The following is an 18,012-nucleotide window of genomic DNA, read 5'->3' as shown; positions in this document are numbered from 1 at the left end:
GGAGGGTAACCGATGGAATTTCGTTATTTACCAATGACGGAGACAGATAAAAAAGAAATGCTAGATACGATTGGTATAAAATCTACAGAAGAACTATTTTCAGATATTCCAGAAAAAGTCCGTTTTCAGGGAGAATTGAATGTAAAGAAGCCTACAAGTGAATATGAACTCATGCAAGAACTCTCTGCCTTAGCTAAAAAGAATGTATCGTTGAAAAGTCATACGTCCTTTCTAGGTGCGGGTGTATATGACCACTACATTCCTTCTGTCGTAGACCACGTTATCTCTAGATCTGAATTCTATACAGCTTACACACCGTATCAACCAGAGATTTCACAAGGGGAACTACAAGCAATTTTTGAATTTCAAACGATGATTAGCGAATTAACAGGAATGGATGTAGCGAATTCATCAATGTACGATGGGGGGACGGCTCTAGCAGAGGCGGTTAACCTTAGTGCAGCACAAACGAAGAAAAAGAAAATTCTTGTATCCAAAGCGATCCATCCAGAATCTCGTGCTGTTATCGAAACGTACGCGAAAGGACCTCATCTAGAGATTGTTGACATTGATATCAAAGATGGCGTGACAGATCTAGAAGCTTTAAAAGAACATCTTGATGCAGATACAGCTAGTGTTGTTCTTCAATATCCAAACTTCTTTGGCCAAGTGGAACCATTAGCAGACGTTCAACAATTACTAGAGGATCAAAAGAAAACGATGTTTATCGTTTCTAGTAATCCTTTAGCTCTTGGCTACTTAACACCACCTGGACAGTTCGGTGCAGATATTGTCGTTGGAGATGCTCAAGTATTCGGAATTCCAGCTCAATTTGGTGGCCCACACTGTGGGTATTTTGCTACAACGGCGAAGCTTATGAGAAAAGTTCCTGGGCGTTTAGTTGGGCAAACAGTTGATGAAGATGGGAAACGCGGGTTTGTCTTAACGTTACAAGCTCGAGAACAGCATATCCGTCGTGATAAGGCGACATCAAATATTTGTTCTAACCAAGCGCTTAATGCACTTGCTGCTTCCGTTGCGATGAGTTCGCTTGGGAAACAAGGTGTCAAAAAGATGGCGTGGTTGAACATTCAAAAAACGTACTATGCTAAGCAAGCAATAGAAGCTGCAGGTTTTACCGTCAAATATAACGGGGCTACGTTTAACGAACTTGTTGTAGAGCTTCCGAAGCCTGTCTCTTCTGTAAATGAACATCTATTAGAGCGCGGAATCATTGGCGGTTATGATCTGGGGCTAGTCCAAGAAGATTGGAACCATCAAATGTTAGTGGCCGTTACGGAAATCCGTACGAAAGAAGAGATCGATACATTCATTAAAGAAGTGGGGGATATTTGTGCGTAACGAAGACTTTCCTTTAATTTTTGAACATAGTCAACCAGGAAGAACCAGCTTCAGCTTACCAGCCTTAGACGTTCCAGAAACAGAATTAAACGATGTTTTTGAAGCAGCTTATATTCGCGAAGAAGAAGCGGGGCTTCCTGAATTAAGTGAGTTACAAGTTATCCGTCACTATACGGCGTTATCGAAACGAAACCACGGAGTTGATTCTGGATTTTACCCACTTGGCTCCTGTACGATGAAGTACAACCCGAAAATAAACGAAGATGTGGCGCGATTAGAAGGTTTTAGCCATATTCATCCTTATCAAGACAACAAAACTGTTCAAGGAGCTATGGAGATGTTATTTGATTTACAAACATCTTTAGCGGAAATTACTGGGATGTATGAAGTCTCACTTCAACCAGCAGCTGGTGCCCATGGTGAATGGACTGGGTTAATGATGATTCGTGCTTTTCATGAATCAAATGGGGATACGAATCGCACGAAAGTGATTGTGCCGGACTCTGCACACGGAACCAATCCGGCTTCTGCTACGGTTGCAGGATTCGAATCTGTAACGGTTAAGTCGAATGAAAAAGGGTTAGTAGATTTAGAAGATTTGAAACGTGTAGTTGGCGATGATACGGCCGCGCTTATGCTTACTAATCCGAACACGCTAGGTCTTTTTGAAGAACATATTTTAGAAATGGCTGAAATTGTTCATAACGCTGGCGGAAAGCTTTATTATGATGGAGCGAACTTAAATGCGATTATGGGATATGCACGACCTGGTGATATGGGATTTGATGTGGTCCATTTAAATCTTCATAAGACATTCACTGGCCCACACGGTGGTGGTGGACCAGGATCTGGTCCAGTTGGTGTATCGGAAGAACTAGCTAGATATTTACCGAAGCCAGTCTTAACTAAAGTAGAGGATGAGTATATTTTTGATTACAATCGTCCTGATTCCATTGGTCGTGTTAAGCCTTATTATGGTAACTTCGGAATCAACTTACGTGCTTATACGTACATCCGTACGATGGGAGCAGAAGGATTGAAGAAGGTTAGTGAATACGCGGTATTAAATGCAAACTATATGATGAGACGTTTAGAAAAGGAATATCATTTACCATATAACCAACATTGTAAACATGAGTTCGTGCTGTCTGGTAAGAACCAGAAAAAGCTAGGGGTTCGCACATTAGATATCGCAAAACGTCTGTTAGACTTCGGTTTCCATCCACCTACTATATACTTCCCGTTAAATGTAGAGGAGGCATTAATGGTGGAGCCTACGGAAACAGAAGCAAAAGAAACGCTAGATGAGTTTATTGATACGATGCTCCAGATTGCTCAAGAGGCAAAAGATAATCCGGAAATTGTCCAAGAAGCTCCTTACACAACGGTTGTGAAACGGATGGACGAAACGACAGCAGCCAGAAAACCAATTTTACGTTATATAAAAGAATAGAGATAGAGAGTTTGAAAGGGAAGTAAAATAGAAAAAAAACAGGGGGATGAGTCACAACGTGATTTGTCCCCTACGTTTTATTTGGATGATTTTAAGGAATGGTATCTTTTGAAGTAAAACTAGAAAAAGCTGCATCGATAAGATGCAGCTTTGTTTAGTAAGAAGCTTTTTTGGTTTTTTTGATTTTACCGTTCCATTTTTTGAATCCGTTTTGTAGTTGATACAAGTCGCGGTAGCCTTTCTTGTGAAGCATGAACGCTGCTCGGGCAGAACGAGCACCACTTTGGCAATATAGGTACACTGGTTGATCTTTCCGAACCTCAGGCATTCTTTGACTAAGCTGAGACATAGGAATGTTTCTTGCACCGAGTATGTGACCAGCATCAAATTCCTTAGGTTCACGAACATCGATGAGTTGTGCTTTTCTATACCCACTAATAAATTCTTCTTCTGTTAATGTCTTGATAATTTTTCTTTGTCTAAAAAACCGATAGAGCGTAAATACGATAAAAGCAACAACGGCTGCAATTAATATTTCCATGATGTTCCCCCATTTACCATTTATTCGTCTTTATTATATACATTCTTTCTCTCTTATTTCAAAGATTTTTTCTAGTTCCTTATACTATATGAATGAAATGGTATTTCTATGAACAGAAAATTACCAAGATTGTCGAATGATGCAAAATAAAGACTGAATAGAAATGGTTATGCAAACTTAGAAAAAAGTTAAAAGTTATGTTTTTTACTAGGTTTTCTTCGTTTATCTAATAATATCTATTAAAATTAGAAGTTTTTGTTTTTGACAAAATCGTATGCACTCGTTCTGGAAATCAACATATAGTAATTTTGGTTTTTTCAGACACTATATATTGTTTCTTTAGTCAAGGGTGTGTTAAATTAAGTAGTAAAGAATCAACACCCAAGAATAACGAAATGAATATATTTGGATTGAGGGGAGATGTGCAAATGAGCGCTGTTACTGATGTTTCTATGGAGATTAATGTCGAAAGGTTGAATAAAGATATTAGTCTATTTCCACAAGTGCATCCGATTACGAGCGATATGAAACTGACCCACAAGGGTGTTTCTCGTCTAGTTATGTTAGATCGGTATGCATTTAAAGATACGGAAAAGCTAACCTTAACGACAGGGGATTTTGTTGTCTTAACGGTAAAAGCAGATCCTAAATTTCCCGCAAGAGGTCTTGGATTTGTAAAATCTATTGACTGGGAAAATAAACAAGCTGATATCCAAGTGGATAAAGAGTTTGTGTCTGTCTTGGATAATGAGAAAGAAATAGAAACGGGTGTTGTAACACGGTCGTTGGATGTGATCGATAAGCCACTTGAAATATTCTATGAACAAATCGCGATGAGAAATGCGACTGGTCTTTCGAACGTGGAAGGAACAGAAGAGAAACAAAAAGAATGGTTCGATTCCTTTTATCATGAATTATCTAATATGAATTTCATTCCTGCTGGACGAGTTCTATATGGTGCTGGTTCGGATACAGATGTTACTTATTTTAACTGTTATGTCATGCCTTTCGTGAAAGATTCCCGTGAAGGTATTTCGGATCACCGAAAGCAAGTGATGGAAATTATGAGTCGTGGTGGGGGAGTTGGAACAAACGGTTCAACCCTGCGTCCAAGAAATACGTTAGCTAGAGGCGTAAATGGGAAATCTTCAGGATCTGTTTCATGGTTAGATGATATTGCAAAACTAACTCACCTTGTTGAACAAGGTGGATCAAGACGTGGTAAATCAGCTTAAGTGCCTCGTCTCTAAAAAAACCTCGTGAATTGCTGGAAACTCTTTATTGGTAATTCATGTAATAACACCAAGTATAAAATTTCTTTTAACTTGAGGTGAAAACATGAAACCATATGATGCAAAGTTACCGCAAAAATGTAAAATTTGTGGATATCAGTTTTCTCATAACAAACAGGGTCGGTTTACTACACACTTAAAAAAACATACAATTATGCTCAACGAATACCTTAAAACATATTACTATTCCGACAAAGATTTAAAATGTTCCTATGAACTTTGTTATAACTTAGTTGATTTATATAGGGGAAGACCGAAACAATATTGTTCTAGGTCATGTAGTGCAAAAAGTGACCCGATGACATGTATCACATGTGGGAAAAGATTTGACACAGATACAAGACCCCACAGGAAAACAAAAACATGTAGTGACAATTGTGAAAGTATTCAAAGGTCAAAATCTACTAAGTTATGGCATCAATCCATGGATGAAAATGAAAAGGAAAAACATTTTAAAAAAATTATTACACAAACTGCACAAACTAGAAGGAAAAATAAAACTCCTTCTTGGAATAGTGGTAAAAAAGGAATTTACAGTGAAGATACCATTAATAAGATCAGACAAGCTACTCTAAAACAGATGGAAAGAAAAGAGTTTAAGAAAACACGAATAGAGAAAATTGTAGAAGCCTATCTTATTAAACGGAACATTCGCTATATATATTCGTTTATTCTTGAAAACAGGCAGTTTGATTTTCTACTTCCTAATCAAGAAGTAATTATTGAGTGTGATGGTGACTACTGGCATGCAAACCCCAAATTTTACCCGGATCCAGCTGAATGGCAATTAGGTCGTATTAAAATTGATCGGGATAAAAATGAGATAGCTCTGAGAAATGATTACAAAATTATACGGTTTTGGGAAGATGACATTTTAAATAATTTTGAATCGATAAAATGCATCATAAATGACTTGTTGGCTACAACGTAACTGGAAACGGTACGCGTGAATGCTTAAAAACAACAAGTGGAAAAAGACAATCAGCAGCCAAGCCCCTTAAAAGGGGAAGGTTCAACGACCATCGAAAACACGCTTTTTTAGCGGAAGTGAGTAGAGTAGAAATCAAGTGATTTCGAAGTGCGAGGACACTCTAGGTGAGTGGAAGATATGGTCTGAACTCTAGGGTGACTTAGAGAGTTGATGTAACGAATCAACGAAACATTTTGGCCCAAATGATCATGTTAGCGGATTGGCACCCAGACATAATGGAATTTATCATTTCCAAAATGCAAAATCCGAGAATACTTAGATTCCTTATTGAAAACTCCGAAGAAGAATTAATTAAACAGCTCGCGAAAGACAAGTTGAAATTTACGCCGCTGACACCGACTGAACAAGATATCTATCAAGGTGTAGTCAATTATAAAGCGATGCCTGGCTTAGGTGGTTTCCCAGAACAAGCGATTAAGGAATCAGAAGAAAAGCTTCAAACAGGAGGAACTTATAGCGTTCATAATTCTGAATTTTTAACAGGTGCAAACATCTCTGTTTGTTTAACCAAAGATTTCATGGAAGCGGTAGAGAATGACGCTGAATATGAACTAAGATTCCCTTATGTAGAGAGCTACACAGAGGAACAAATGAAAGACTATAACGAAAAATGGCATGAAGTTGGCGATGTCCGTAAATGGGAAGAAATGGGATACCCTGTACGTGTTTATCGCAAAGTAAAGGCGAAAGAGCTATGGAACCTTATCAATATTTGCGCAACGTATTCGGCTGAACCGGGAATTTTCTTTATTGACAATGCGAACGATATGACCAATGCAAAAGCATACGGACAACAAGTAGTGGCAACAAACCCTTGTGGAGAGCAACCATTGGCTCCATTCTCTGTATGTAATTTGGCTGCCGTTAACCTTGCTTCGGTTGCTGACAAAGAAAACAAATCTGTAAACTTCGATAAGTTAATTCAAACCGTGAAAACGGGTGTGCGCATGCAGGACAATGTCATTGATGCGACTCCATATTTCTTAGAAGAAAATAAAAAGCAAGCCCTTGGAGAACGTCGTGTAGGACTTGGTGTAATGGGACTTCACGATCTGTTAATCTATTGTGAAACAGAATATGGTTCCACGGAAGGAAACAAGCTTGTGGACGAAATCTTTGAAACGATTGCAACTACTGCTTATCGTGAGTCTATAGAGCTTGCCAAAGAAAAGGGCAGCTTCCCATTTTTAATCGGAGAAACAGAAGAAGAAACACAACAATTAAGAGAAAATTTCATCCAAACTGGTTATATGAAAAAAATGCCGGAAGATATTCGTCAGGATATTTTATCGTATGGAATTCGTAACTCTCACCTCTTAACCGTTGCTCCTACAGGAAGCACTGGCACGATGGTTGGGGTAAGTACTGGATTAGAACCATACTTCTCATTCTCTTATTACCGAAGCGGTCGTCTTGGAAAGTTCATTGAAGTAAAAGCTGATATCGTACAAGAATTTTTAGATAACAATCCCGGACAAGATCCGGACAAGCTTCCACACTGGTTTGTAACAGCGATGGAACTTTCTTCTGAAGCACACGCTGACACTCAGTGTGTCATTCAAAATTGGGTAGATAGCTCTATTTCCAAAACAGTTAACGCTCCTAGAGGTTACTCCGTTGAACAGGTAGAAAGTGTTTACCGTCGTCTGTACAATGGAGGAGCAAAAGGTGGAACGGTTTATGTAGATGGAAGCCGTGATACACAAGTATTGACTCTAAAAGCAGAAGAAAACAGCTTTGAAGAAAAAGAAGAAACAGTTTCTAACAAACCACATGTTGTACTGGTAGATACCGTCCATGAACTAGAGAAGACACAAGTGACGATCGGTTCTGAAGTAGGGGATACTTGCCCAGTTTGCCGAAAAGGAACAGTGGAAGACATCGGAGGCTGCAATACCTGCACGAATTGTAATGCTCAATTAAAATGTGGATTATAAGAAGGTAGAGGCACGGGCAAAATAAGGTTAATCCTAATAAAATCCGAACTATGGTTGGAATTCTTTCATTAGAATTCCAACCAGTTCGGATTTTTCTATAATACTTTTTGTAAATATTGTTGCTAAATATATATAGAATGCGACATAAAAAAGTTAAACAAAAGTCATCCATTTAATAACTGCTCGATATAGACGCTATGTTGATTTCCGCTGCGGGCAGTCGCTTTCCGCGGGCAACGCCTCAGCCAGGCTACTACATCGAATAATCATCTTTGCTGCCTTGCACCGAGGAAGCTTACTTCGAAGCGTTACTAAAAGACGCAGGTGCATCTTTCGGGGTCTTCGACTGTTGCTTTTCCCGCAGGAGTCGACTGCCCTCCACTCCAATCAACATGCCATAATGAGAGGACTAGAAAAAATTTTCACAAAGAGATTTATCACTGAAATGAAGGTCAATCAAAATAAAGGATGCGATAATAGAACTTCGACAAAACTAAAAAGAGTGAATCGAGTAAAAAGTATGTTCAATGAATCGTTCTTAGTAAGTATAATGACATAACAAGTTTTAAAAAATCAACTTGCCATCTAATGAAATCCCATAAGCGTAGGCAGAATACGGAGACTCCTACGGGAACAGCACGAGGTGAAAGCCCCGCAGGAAGTGGGTTTCTTCTGAGGAGATTGAGGCCGTGCCCGTGGAAAGCGGAGTGTTCTGCCGAAGCGTGGCATCAAGCTTCACTTTTCATTCTTTCAATAAAATTTTAAATTAAAGTTACTTCGCATTTTATATCAAATTTGAATGAAAATCCAACCATTGAAAATATACAGCTCTAAGCTTCTTGTCCAAGAGTGGGAAGCTATAGTTTTAGATCAGCCTCTTTGTTCCAAGTAACCCCATAAAGAGAATGACTATTATGGAACGTTTCCTTGTTTGTATGAATAATCTAGTGTATCATTTTTATGAGCATAAAACGATGAATGGAGGATTGTCATGCCAACTCCAAGTATGGAAGACTATATAGAGCAAATTTACATGTTAATCGAATCAAAGGGATACGCCCGGGTATCGGACATAGCAGAAGCGTTACAAGTACACCCATCCTCCGTTACGAAAATGGTGCAAAAGCTGGATAAAGATGAATATTTGAACTACGAAAAATATAGAGGATTAATTTTAACTACAAAAGGAACGAAAATTGGGAAAAGACTTGTCTATCGTCATGAATTGCTAGAGCAATTCTTAGAATTAATTGGAGTGGACAAGGAAAACATCTACGAAGATGTAGAAGGGATCGAACATCATTTAAGTTGGAATTCCATTGATCGTATAGGGGATTTAGTACAGTATCTACAGGAAAAACCAGATAGAGTGAAAGAACTTGAGGTCTATCACCAAAATAGCGAAAATAAATAATTATCCATAAAGAAATCGAGCTCTTTTTTAAAAAGAAGCTCGATTTTTACGTTTTTGTTTATTGCCCTCAATGACTCGAAGGTGGGTAGCCTTCGGTTTCAAACTTTTTCGCTTAATGAGCTGGTTTGAGGATTTTTTGGTAGCTTGAGCATACGCTTTTTTGCCGTCTTTTTTGTGCTTTGCTTTGGACTGCTTGGCAGCTTTCTTATATTTCTTCAACTCGTTGGAGGTGCGATTTCTAAGAAAGAAATAGTACACAACTCCATACATAATGGCACCAACGACGACCATAGTAAGTAAGCCTCGTACAAGAGAAGCGGTGTCCGTTATAAGCTGTGATGCAAAGCCCAAAACGGCCAAGCCGATAATGGCATATATAAAAAGTGATAGTTTATTACGAGACATCTTAAATCCTCCTTTCCATTAACGGTTCCGGATATAATCCTTTTTATTTGTATACCACTAATTCCACAAAAATATCATAATTTCACTACTATTTTTATAAGATTGTATGATCTTTTCGTATTGCTGATTCTGATAGCAGTATGTAGAAAAAGTTTTCGAAAATCCTTTTCATAGGATTGCCTTTAGAAGGAAAAATATTCACCATAACCCCGTAAAAAAAGAAATAAAATGTTGACTCTTTATTTCTTTTATTTTACTAAATGACGCAGATCGTGAAAAGGATATTGTGAGCAAATGTTCGAATCAGTTTTATGAAATGAGGGGCTACTGGATGAAACAGCGTTCTATTGGTCATGATAAGGGTGGAGGTGTTTGTATGGAGAATAAACAGTTAGAACAAAATAAACGCGAAAAACCGAAATCTTTACTAACAAAATCGCTGTTAACGGGATTTGTTGGAGGGGTTCTTTGGAGTTTTCTCGGAGCTATAGCAGCCTATTTTAATTTTACAACGGTTTCCCCTGCAACCTTTGTCCTTCATTGGTGGTTAGACACTTCATGGTCAGATGGATGGGTTGGAGAAGCCATTTCCATTCTAGTCATCGGGATTATCTCCATCCTAGTGGCATTGGTTTATTACTTCCTATTTAAAAAAATGGAGAATATTTGGCAAAGTGCCATGTTTGGAGTAGCGTTGTGGTTTGTTGTGTTTTATTTGTTAAATCCAGTGTTCCGCAATGTCGAAAGTATGACTGAGTTGTCTAGTAATACGATTGTTACAACGATTTGTCTATACTTGTTATACGGTACGTTTATTGGATATTCGATTTCATACGAATACAACGATTCACAAGCGCAATCTTCTTAAGAAAAGTTCGAAAAAAAAGAAACTTATGATAAACTAGTAAAGGAATCATTTGCAGTTTGAAAGGGGGATGGGGAGTATATGGAACGCTTGCTAGTACTAAATGGTCCTAACTTAAATAGATTAGGAAAAAGAGAACCAGATATTTATGGAAGCGAGACGATTACTGATGTGGTAAAGCGGGTGGAAACGATTGCGAGTCCCTTTCATGTAGAGGTTAGAAATTTTCAATCCAATCATGAGGGAGAACTAATCGATCAACTTCATAGTTTAGATGATAGCTTTATCGGAGTTGTCTTTAATCCAGGAGCATATACTCATACCAGTATTGCGCTTCGCGACGCTATTAGTTCCATATCCATTCCGGTTATTGAGGTTCATATTTCTAATGTGCATCAAAGGGAAACGTTCCGACATACGTCCCTTTTAGCACCAGTATGCTTAGGTCAAGTCGTTGGGCTTGGGGTACGTGGATATGAGCTGGCTGCACGTGCATTATTGGAAGAAAAACAGAAAGGGTGAGCTGTGTTGGGGAAACTAGACAAATTGAGAAAACGTTTAAACGAAAAAAATTTGGACGGACTTTTAGTTACGAACGATAAAAATAGAAGGTATATGACTGGGTTCACAGGTACAGCGGGTGTGGTCTTGATTACGAAAGAAGCGGCCCTCTTGATTACTGATTTTCGTTACATAGAACAAGCGACTGAACAAGCGGTGGATTTTGAAATTGTGGAACACAAACAGCCGGTTGTTTTAGAAATTGCTGAACAGATCCAAAAGCTTGGATTAAAACAGGTCGGCTTTGAAAAAGATGACCTTACTTATGCGGTATATGAAAACTATCGCGAAAAATTAGGAGTAGAGCTTGTTCCGACAAGTGGTTTAGTAGAAACGTTGCGCTTGATTAAGACAGAGGATGAGATTAAGATATTAAAGTCAGCTGCTGAGATTGCCGACGCTGCTTTTGATCACATTTTAACCTTCATTAAACCCGGTGTGAAAGAAATCGATGTTTCTAATGAATTAGAATTTTTCATGAGAAAGCAGGGAGCAACTTCCTCTAGCTTTGACATTATTGTAGCGTCAGGAAAAAGATCTGCGCTTCCACATGGGGTCGCCTCAGAAAAAAGAATTGAATCTGGTGAGCTCGTGACGCTTGATTTTGGAGCTTTATACAAAGGCTACTGTTCGGACATAACTCGTACAGTGGCGGTAGGTTCTATCCATGATAAGTTAAAAGAAATCTATCACATTGTATTAGAAGCACAAATCAAGGGTATGGAAGGAATAAAAGCGGGAATTAGCGGGAAGCAAGCGGATGCTTTAACGAGAGACTACATAGAGGAAAAAGGCTACGGAAGTTATTTCGGTCACTCGACTGGACATGGTATTGGTTTAGATGTTCATGAAGGCCCAGGATTGTCTTTCCGTTTCGAGCAAGCATTAGAACCAGGTATGGTTGTAACGGTGGAGCCTGGAATTTACGTGGCGGATGTTGGTGGGTGTCGTATAGAAGACGACACAGTTGTAACCAAAGACGGAAATGAAGTCTTGACGCATTCACCAAAGCAATTAATAACATTATAATTTTTAGTAGGGGGAAATCGAACAATGATTTCAGTTAACGATTTTAAAACAGGATTAACGATTGAAGTGGACGGATCGATTTGGCAAGTTATTGACTTCCAACACGTAAAGCCGGGTAAAGGTGCAGCATTTGTACGTTCTAAATTAAGAAACCTTCGTAACGGAAGCATTCAAGAAAAAACATTCCGCGCTGGTGAGAAAGTAGGCCGCGCGCATATTGAAAATAGAAAAATGCAATATTTATATGCTTCTGGAGATACTCATACGTTTATGGACAATACTTCTTATGAACAGCTTGAACTACAAACAGGACAAATTGAGTACGAACTCAAATTCCTTAAGGAAAATATGGAAGTGAACGTGATTACCTATCAAGGGGAAACATTAGGGGTAGATCTTCCAAATAACGTGGAACTAGAAGTAACAGAGACGGAACCGGGTATTAAAGGGGATACAGCTAGTGGTGGAACAAAGCCGGCGACCCTAGAAACAGGCTTATCGGTACAAGTTCCTTTCTTTGTAAACGTAGGGGACGTATTAGTCGTAAATACAAGTGACGGGAAATACGTATCTAGAGCATAGTCACGAATACCACCCAACACCAGTTGTTGAAATGTTCAGCAGCTGGTGTTTTTTATTTTTAAAAGGCTAAACAGAATGTATTTTCCATACTATAGAATAGATTAAATGGATGAAGTCACAAAGAACAGCTTTCCAAATGAGGGGAGCTGTTCTTTGTGTTTTTGGAATGGGCTTCTATTCTTTATGTGATTCACTAGGAACAGTCATATAAATAGAGAGCGCGCATATATTGGAAGTAAAACCTAGTAGAGGACTAAGTGCAAAAAGAATTGAGGGTAAGATATGGATGAAATTTTGCGACTGTTTCCAGCGAATATAAAAGAGAAATTAGCGGACCGAATTGGCAAAAGATGGACAAGTCTTCAGGAAATACGCTTTCGCATTGGACAACCTATTGAATTAGTCTTTGATGGAATGGAAGAATGGATGACCGCGTTCCGCCCAAGTGAGCAGGATGCCATTTTTGTCCTTAATCAATTAAGTCAGTTCTCCCTATATAGAATCGAGGAAGAATTGAGACAAGGTTTCATTACAATCGAAGGTGGTCATCGTGTTGGACTTGCTGGGAAGGTAAATACGTCTAATGGTTCTGTTCATGCTATTCGTCACATTGCTTCTTTTAATATTCGAATTGCAAAGGAAAAGATAGGGGTTGCCAAACCATACATCCCTTATTTGTTTAATACTGTGATCAATCAGTATAGAAGCACACTATTAATTGGTCCACCGCAAACTGGAAAAACCACTCTTTTACGCGATATCACAAGACTAATCTCTACAGGATGGGCCAATCAGCGTCCAGCGAAAACAGCTGTAATTGATGAACGGTCAGAAATAGCAGGCAGTATAAAAGGTGTACCCCAACATCAGCTTGGGCTTCGTACGGATGTGATGGATGCCTGCCCAAAAGCTGAGGGAATGATGATGATGATTCGTTCCATGTCTCCAGATGTCTTAGTTGTGGATGAGATTGGGAGCGAAAAAGATGTACAAGCGTTAATGGAGGCTGTATTTGCTGGAGTGAAAATCTTTTGTAGTGTACATGGACAAGACATGAAAGAGGTTCAGAAGCGACCTTCACTTGCGCCGTTATTTGAACAGGGTGCTTTTGACCGTTTTGTTCTTTTAAATGCGAAACAGAAGCCAGGTTCTGTGGAAACCATTTTGAATCCAAAAGGCGAAAATATTTTAACGAAAATGAGGTGCAGTCAACATGAAATGGATTGGAGCACTTCTTCTTTTAAGCGCTACGACATGGGTGGGATTTGAATTTGCCCGGAAATTAAATGAAAGACCAAAGCAAATCAGACAATTAAAGAATGCATTGCAAATATTAGAAGCAGAAATTTTATATGGCCAGACTCCTATTATCGAAGCGTGTGCAACCGTTTCGAAGCAATTACCAAAGCCGGTTTCTTGGTTTTTTGCTGGATTTAGCAAGGATTTGGGAAAGCGCCCTGGAGATTTATATGACATTTGGGAAAAGAACATGAATCGATTCTGGCCATTATCTTCTTTAGGAAAAAATGAAAAAGAGATATTGGAACAATTCGGTCGTACGTTAGGCCAACATGATTTCACACAACAACAGAAGCACATCCACTTGGCTTTAACTCATTTAGATCGGGAGTTGCAGGAAGCAATAGATTATCAATATCGTTATAGCAAGATGGCAAAAAGTTTAGGCGTTCTAACTGGATTGCTTGTCATACTACTCTTGATTTAGAAAGGAAAGGAGTAGAGTTGAATGCTCGGTGATGCTTCAATCTTATTTCAAATAGCAGGAATAGGGATTATCGTCGCGATGATTCATACGATACTGAAACAGATGGGGAAAGAAGAAATCGCACAGTTTGCTACGTTAGTCGGATTTATCATTGTGTTAGTTATTGTCATCGATGGTATTTCGGATTTATTCCAGCAAATCAAGTCTGTTTTCTTATTCCAGGGGTAATAGCATGGAAATATTTCAAATTGTCACAGTAGCAATAGTTGCAAGCTTGCTTGTCATTATTTTGAAGGAACAGAAGTCTAGCATGGCTTTTTTCCTTATTTTATTAACAGGCATTTTTATTTTCATCATAGTTGTTGAACAGATTGCTCACATTTTTGATTTGATTCAACATCTAGGACAAAAAGCACATGTCGACGGAATGTATATTGAAACGATTTTAAAGATTATTGGCATTGCCTATATAGCCGAATTTGGTGCCCACTTAACGAGAGACGCTGGATTAAGCTCGATAGCAGCAAAAATAGAATTGGCCGGAAAAGTATTTATTCTAGTTCTAGCAGTACCTATCTTAACAGCTGTGATTGAAACGATCTTAGGATTTTTACCTGCCTAGACTTGGAAGGGAGCAGGAATACGTGCATGAAAGGAATCATAAAAGGACTACTAGTACTCGTTGTAGCATGTTTTTTGTTTCAGATAAACCATACATCAGTCATGGCGACTACTTCCGAGGAAGTACCCGCTATGGAAGAGCTCGACAAAATCTCCTTTGATGAAGTCCGAACGTATTGGGATCATGTAGTGAATGAATATGGGGGATACCTGCCAGGCTTACAAAAATCAAGCCTGCTAGAGGTACTCGAAAGTAAGGATCAAATATCTGTTAAAGATTGGCTAAAAGGAATGGTCCAGTACTTGTTTCATGAAATTATTGTCAATGGGAAGCTACTTGGTATTTTGATCATGCTTACTCTGTTTAGTGTATTATTACAAACCTTGCAATCAGCTTTTGATAATCAAAATGTAAGTAAGGTCGCATACGCCATTGTCTATCTTGTTCTAATAGCTATTGCCTTGAATAGCTTTCACCTAGCCGCCGATTATGCGAAAGATGCGATTGATACGATGAGTAGTTTTATGATTGCGCTTCTCCCTCTAATGTTAGGGTTGATGGCTACTTTTGGCAATGTAATTGCGGTTTCCTTTTTTCATCCTGTCATCGTGTTTCTAATCCATATAAGTGTGGTTCTCGTCTCCAATGTTGTGATCCCATTATTTTTCTTATCTGCACTTTTAAACATCGTTAGCACGATAAATGAACAGTACAAAGTCACTCAGCTTGCTAATCTTTTTAAAAATATTGGATTGGGATTACTTGGACTTTTTTTAACGATTTTCCTAGGTGTCATTTCGGTTCAAGGTGCAGCTAGTGCCGTTCAAGATGGTGTAGCCATGAAGACAGCTAAATTTGTTACCGGTAATTTCATTCCTGTCGTTGGGCGAATGTTTACCGATGCCGCCGATACTGCCTTAACCGCCTCTCTTTTATTGAAAAATGCGGTTGGAATTGTTGGGGTAATTATTATTGCTGGACTCGCCCTGTTTCCAGCACTAAAAGTCTTTTCCGTGGCATTTATCTACAAGGTGTCGTCTGCTTTGTTACAACCAATTGGAAATGGTCCGATTATAACGTGCTTGGATATCATTAGTAAGCACATTCTCTATATATTAGCCGGCTTGCTAGTCGTAACATTTATGTTTTTCTTAGCTATAGTCATTATGGTTGCTTCTAGTAATTTAACGTTAATGCTTAGGTAGGTGAAAAATTTTGCAGTATATCATGGATTGGGTTACTCAAATTATTTTGTTTCTATTAATTGCGATGGTCATTGATCTACTATTACCTAATTCATCAATGAGAAAGTACATACGAGTAGTGGTCGGTCTCCTTTTAATCTTGATTTTTCTAAAGCCTGTCTTTCACCTATTTGAAATTGATACAAATCAGCTGCTTAGTGAGGTGATGCCGACTATGGATACATCAATAGAAGAAGAAAATATGAAAAATTCCATAGAATTAAAGAAAAATGAAATACAAGCCTCTCAACGTGCATATATTTTAGATAAGATGGCTGTCCAAATGGAAAACAGTGTAGAAGAGGAGTTGAAAAAAGACTATGGTGTAGCTATTTCTGAGATCAAACTTGTCATGGATGAAGAAGCTTCAGAACTAAATCAAGAAACACTAAAACAAGTAGAAGTAAAACTGACTGAGCAGGATAGCGCTTCTACTGGACAGCAAGAATCCATAGAGGAAGTCGTTATAGACTTTGGGGAAAAGGAAGAACATCCGTCTGAGCGGGCAGAACTACCATCTGAGGACATCAAGAACTTCTTAACAGAGAAGTGGGAGCTTCAAGAAAGTAAGCTAATTCTTTCACGGGAGGGAGGGGTATAAATGAAAAAATATTTAGATAGACTTCTTTCTTCATTGAAAAAAGAAGATGGTGGAAAGCCCAATAAGCTAGGGTATGTCATGGTTATTGCACTATTTGGGTTATTACTTCTCATTGTCAGCAATTTGTTTCAACAAGACACGCAAAATACAAATGAGATACCTGAGATTTCTGATCCGCCTAATCAGACCGATAGTGAAACACTTTTACAAAAGGATGATTCTTCCAAAAGTAGTATTGTATCGGAGCTAGAGGGCGGTTATGAAAAGGATTTAGAAGAATTGTTAAACAAAATTCAAGGCATTTCCGATGCCGAGGTGATGGTGAACCTGGATTCCACGAAGAAGAAGGTGTTTGAGACGAATCTAGTAATCGGTACTCAAACGACAGAAGAAGTCGATCAAAATGGCGGGGAACGCAACATTGAAGATCAGACTAGAGAAGAGCAAACCGTCATCGTAAGACAAGGAGATAAGGAAGTTCCACTTTTAGTGCAAACCAAAAAGCCGGATGTAAGAGGGGTATTGGTAGTCGCTAAAGGTGTTGAAAATATTGAATTGAAAAAGTGGGTGGTTGAAGCAGTGTCTAGAGTGCTCGATGCCCCATCCCATATTATTTCAGTCATGCCGAAAAACTAATGAGGAGGAATTTAACATGCTAAAAAAACAAACGATTTGGTTATTAACAATGTTAAGTCTAATGATTGTATTGAGTGTCTACTATATGAGCTCGCCATCTGGAGATCAGCTCGCACTGCTTACGGGTAATGACAATGGGGAAACAGCTATAGCAGATCCTAGTTCGGAAGATGCGGCGGAAAGTGAAGCAACTGGTGAAACAGCAGGAACAGAAACAACTGATGCTGAGTTGTTTACAACAATTCGAATGGAACTAACGGATCAAAGAAGTGCCAAGATTGCCCAGTTGGAAGAAGTCGTAGCCTCTAGTTCAGCAACAACAGAAGAAAAAAATAAGGCATTGGAAGAAAAAGAAAAGCTTGAAGCTGTACAATCGAAAGAAAAAATCCTCGAAGATACTATCCTAGCGGAAAAAGGGTATCAAGATGTGCTTGTCCGTTCTAACGAAGGGGAAGTTATCGTTCAAGTAAAAGCAGAAGAGATGAGCAAAACAGAAGCAAATAACATCATCAAAATGGTAGAAGATGAATTCGGCCGCGTGCCAGTTGAAGTCAAATATCATTCTGTATCATAAAGGAACGTCTCAATGTCTCAGGAGGTTACGGCTTCCTGAGACATTTTTCTCGGTTTAAAGGGTAAAATAATAATGAACGGATGAGCAGACCTTTCTTTGGCGGACAATTAATTCCGTGGAACGAGCGCTTCTGCTTTTGTGTTACAAAAGCCCTAGTTTCGATTGATTCATAGGGTG

General features: G+C 38.8%; 18 protein-coding genes and 2 pseudogenes. 18 read left to right on the top strand and 2 right to left on the bottom strand.

Going from position 1 to position 18,012, the window contains the following annotated elements; translation table 11 throughout:
* Positions 1-12 precede the first annotated feature (12 nt).
* Positions 13-1,362, top strand: coding sequence for an aminomethyl-transferring glycine dehydrogenase subunit GcvPA (gene gcvPA / locus KO561_RS11015; protein WP_231093315.1), 1,350 nt, complete (start codon positions 13-15; stop codon positions 1,360-1,362).
* Positions 1,355-2,815: an aminomethyl-transferring glycine dehydrogenase subunit GcvPB gene (gene gcvPB / locus KO561_RS11010; RefSeq protein WP_231093314.1), complete on the top strand. Its 1,461-nt coding sequence runs from the start codon at positions 1,355-1,357 to the stop codon at positions 2,813-2,815. The genes gcvPA and gcvPB overlap by 8 nt, the downstream gene beginning before the upstream one ends.
* Before the next feature lie 154 nt (positions 2,816-2,969).
* Here gcvPB and KO561_RS11005 read toward each other — a convergent pair whose 3' ends face one another.
* Entirely contained in the window at positions 2,970-3,356 is a 387-nt protein-coding gene (locus KO561_RS11005; RefSeq protein WP_231093313.1) for a rhodanese-like domain-containing protein, read from the bottom strand.
* A 428-nt stretch (positions 3,357-3,784) separates the two neighbouring features.
* Between KO561_RS11005 and KO561_RS11000 the strand changes: the two are divergent.
* The 4 genes and pseudogenes from KO561_RS11000 to mntR form a co-directional block, all read left to right on the top strand.
* Positions 3,785-4,579 (top strand): annotated as a pseudogene (locus KO561_RS11000) (ribonucleotide reductase N-terminal alpha domain-containing protein); the annotation flags it as partial.
* A gap of 115 nt (positions 4,580-4,694) precedes the next feature.
* On the top strand, positions 4,695-5,579 hold the full coding sequence (locus KO561_RS10995; RefSeq protein WP_231093311.1) for a PDDEXK family nuclease: 885 nt from the start codon (positions 4,695-4,697) through the stop codon (positions 5,577-5,579).
* A gap of 236 nt (positions 5,580-5,815) precedes the next feature.
* A pseudogene (locus KO561_RS10990) lies at positions 5,816-7,576 on the top strand (vitamin B12-dependent ribonucleotide reductase); the annotation flags it as partial.
* 991 nt (positions 7,577-8,567) lie between these two features.
* Positions 8,568-8,990, top strand: coding sequence for a transcriptional regulator MntR (gene mntR / locus KO561_RS10985; RefSeq protein ID WP_231093310.1), 423 nt, complete (start codon positions 8,568-8,570; stop codon positions 8,988-8,990).
* Positions 8,991-9,017: 27 nt separating this feature from the next.
* On the opposite strand, the gene KO561_RS10980 is transcribed toward mntR, so the two are convergent.
* Positions 9,018-9,395 (bottom strand): SA1362 family protein, encoded by a 378-nt coding sequence (locus KO561_RS10980; protein WP_231093309.1) that lies wholly within the window; start codon positions 9,393-9,395, stop codon positions 9,018-9,020.
* A gap of 331 nt (positions 9,396-9,726) precedes the next feature.
* On the opposite strand from KO561_RS10980, the gene KO561_RS10975 reads away from it, so the two are divergent.
* The 12 genes from KO561_RS10975 (at position 9,727) to KO561_RS10920 (ending at position 17,835) form a co-directional block, all read left to right on the top strand.
* Positions 9,727-10,263, top strand: a complete 537-nt coding sequence (locus KO561_RS10975) for a YqhR family membrane protein (protein WP_231093308.1) — start codon at positions 9,727-9,729, stop codon at positions 10,261-10,263.
* Between the two features lie 78 nt (positions 10,264-10,341).
* Entirely contained in the window at positions 10,342-10,782 is a 441-nt protein-coding gene (aroQ, locus tag KO561_RS10970; RefSeq protein ID WP_231093307.1) for a type II 3-dehydroquinate dehydratase, read from the top strand.
* Between the two features lie 6 nt (positions 10,783-10,788).
* Positions 10,789-11,850, top strand: coding sequence for a M24 family metallopeptidase (locus KO561_RS10965; protein ID WP_231093306.1), 1,062 nt, complete (start codon positions 10,789-10,791; stop codon positions 11,848-11,850).
* Positions 11,851-11,874: 24 nt separating this feature from the next.
* Complete coding sequence (gene efp, locus KO561_RS10960; RefSeq protein ID WP_231093305.1) at positions 11,875-12,432, top strand: elongation factor P; 558 nt, start codon at positions 11,875-11,877, stop codon at positions 12,430-12,432.
* A gap of 282 nt (positions 12,433-12,714) precedes the next feature.
* Positions 12,715-13,701 carry a stage III sporulation protein AA gene (gene spoIIIAA / locus KO561_RS10955; RefSeq protein ID WP_231093304.1) on the top strand — a complete coding sequence of 329 codons (987 nt, stop codon included), beginning with the start codon at positions 12,715-12,717 and terminating at the stop codon, positions 13,699-13,701.
* A complete protein-coding gene (spoIIIAB, locus tag KO561_RS10950; RefSeq protein ID WP_231093303.1) occupies positions 13,646-14,158 on the top strand; it encodes a stage III sporulation protein SpoIIIAB in 513 nt (170 codons plus the stop codon). Before spoIIIAA ends, spoIIIAB begins: the two co-directional genes overlap by 56 nt.
* A gap of 21 nt (positions 14,159-14,179) precedes the next feature.
* On the top strand, positions 14,180-14,386 hold the full coding sequence (gene spoIIIAC, locus KO561_RS10945) for a stage III sporulation protein AC (protein ID WP_231093302.1): 207 nt from the start codon (positions 14,180-14,182) through the stop codon (positions 14,384-14,386).
* Positions 14,387-14,390: 4 nt separating this feature from the next.
* Positions 14,391-14,780, top strand: a complete 390-nt coding sequence (gene spoIIIAD, locus KO561_RS10940) for a stage III sporulation protein AD (RefSeq protein WP_231093301.1) — start codon at positions 14,391-14,393, stop codon at positions 14,778-14,780.
* Positions 14,781-14,806: 26 nt separating this feature from the next.
* Positions 14,807-15,985 carry a stage III sporulation protein AE gene (gene spoIIIAE, locus KO561_RS10935; protein WP_231093300.1) on the top strand — a complete coding sequence of 393 codons (1,179 nt, stop codon included), beginning with the start codon at positions 14,807-14,809 and terminating at the stop codon, positions 15,983-15,985.
* Between the two features lie 10 nt (positions 15,986-15,995).
* On the top strand, positions 15,996-16,625 hold the full coding sequence (spoIIIAF, locus tag KO561_RS10930; protein WP_231093299.1) for a stage III sporulation protein AF: 630 nt from the start codon (positions 15,996-15,998) through the stop codon (positions 16,623-16,625).
* A complete protein-coding gene (gene spoIIIAG / locus KO561_RS10925) occupies positions 16,626-17,261 on the top strand; it encodes a stage III sporulation protein AG (protein ID WP_231093298.1) in 636 nt (211 codons plus the stop codon). It abuts the gene before it with no gap.
* A 16-nt stretch (positions 17,262-17,277) separates the two neighbouring features.
* On the top strand, positions 17,278-17,835 hold the full coding sequence (locus tag KO561_RS10920) for a SpoIIIAH-like family protein (protein ID WP_231093297.1): 558 nt from the start codon (positions 17,278-17,280) through the stop codon (positions 17,833-17,835).
* Positions 17,836-18,012 lie beyond the last annotated feature (177 nt).

This window comes from Radiobacillus kanasensis (genome assembly GCF_021049245.1).
Classification (GTDB): Bacteria; Bacillota; Bacilli; order Bacillales; family Amphibacillaceae; genus Radiobacillus; species Radiobacillus kanasensis.
Note: the sequence above shows the minus strand (reverse complement) of the source record. Positions and strands in the feature narration are given on the sequence as shown.

Bases quoted from the DNA above. Each gene is read 5' to 3' on its own strand.
- gcvPA (WP_231093315.1), top strand. From the start codon at position 13: ATGGAATTTCGTTATTTACCAATGACGGAGACAGATAAAAAAGAAATG.
- KO561_RS11005 (WP_231093313.1), bottom strand. From the start codon at position 3,356: ATGGAAATATTAATTGCAGCCGTTGTTGCTTTTATCGTATTTACGCTC.
- KO561_RS10995 (WP_231093311.1), top strand. From the start codon at position 4,695: ATGAAACCATATGATGCAAAGTTACCGCAAAAATGTAAAATTTGTGGA.
- mntR (WP_231093310.1), top strand. From the start codon at position 8,568: ATGCCAACTCCAAGTATGGAAGACTATATAGAGCAAATTTACATGTTA.
- KO561_RS10980 (WP_231093309.1), bottom strand. From the start codon at position 9,395: ATGTCTCGTAATAAACTATCACTTTTTATATATGCCATTATCGGCTTG.
- KO561_RS10975 (WP_231093308.1), top strand. From the start codon at position 9,727: ATGAAACAGCGTTCTATTGGTCATGATAAGGGTGGAGGTGTTTGTATG.
- aroQ (WP_231093307.1), top strand. From the start codon at position 10,342: ATGGAACGCTTGCTAGTACTAAATGGTCCTAACTTAAATAGATTAGGA.
- efp (WP_231093305.1), top strand. From the start codon at position 11,875: ATGATTTCAGTTAACGATTTTAAAACAGGATTAACGATTGAAGTGGAC.
- spoIIIAA (WP_231093304.1), top strand. From the start codon at position 12,715: ATGGATGAAATTTTGCGACTGTTTCCAGCGAATATAAAAGAGAAATTA.
- spoIIIAB (WP_231093303.1), top strand. From the start codon at position 13,646: ATGAAATGGATTGGAGCACTTCTTCTTTTAAGCGCTACGACATGGGTG.
- spoIIIAC (WP_231093302.1), top strand. From the start codon at position 14,180: ATGCTCGGTGATGCTTCAATCTTATTTCAAATAGCAGGAATAGGGATT.
- spoIIIAD (WP_231093301.1), top strand. From the start codon at position 14,391: ATGGAAATATTTCAAATTGTCACAGTAGCAATAGTTGCAAGCTTGCTT.
- spoIIIAE (WP_231093300.1), top strand. From the start codon at position 14,807: ATGAAAGGAATCATAAAAGGACTACTAGTACTCGTTGTAGCATGTTTT.
- spoIIIAG (WP_231093298.1), top strand. From the start codon at position 16,626: ATGAAAAAATATTTAGATAGACTTCTTTCTTCATTGAAAAAAGAAGAT.
- KO561_RS10920 (WP_231093297.1), top strand. From the start codon at position 17,278: ATGCTAAAAAAACAAACGATTTGGTTATTAACAATGTTAAGTCTAATG.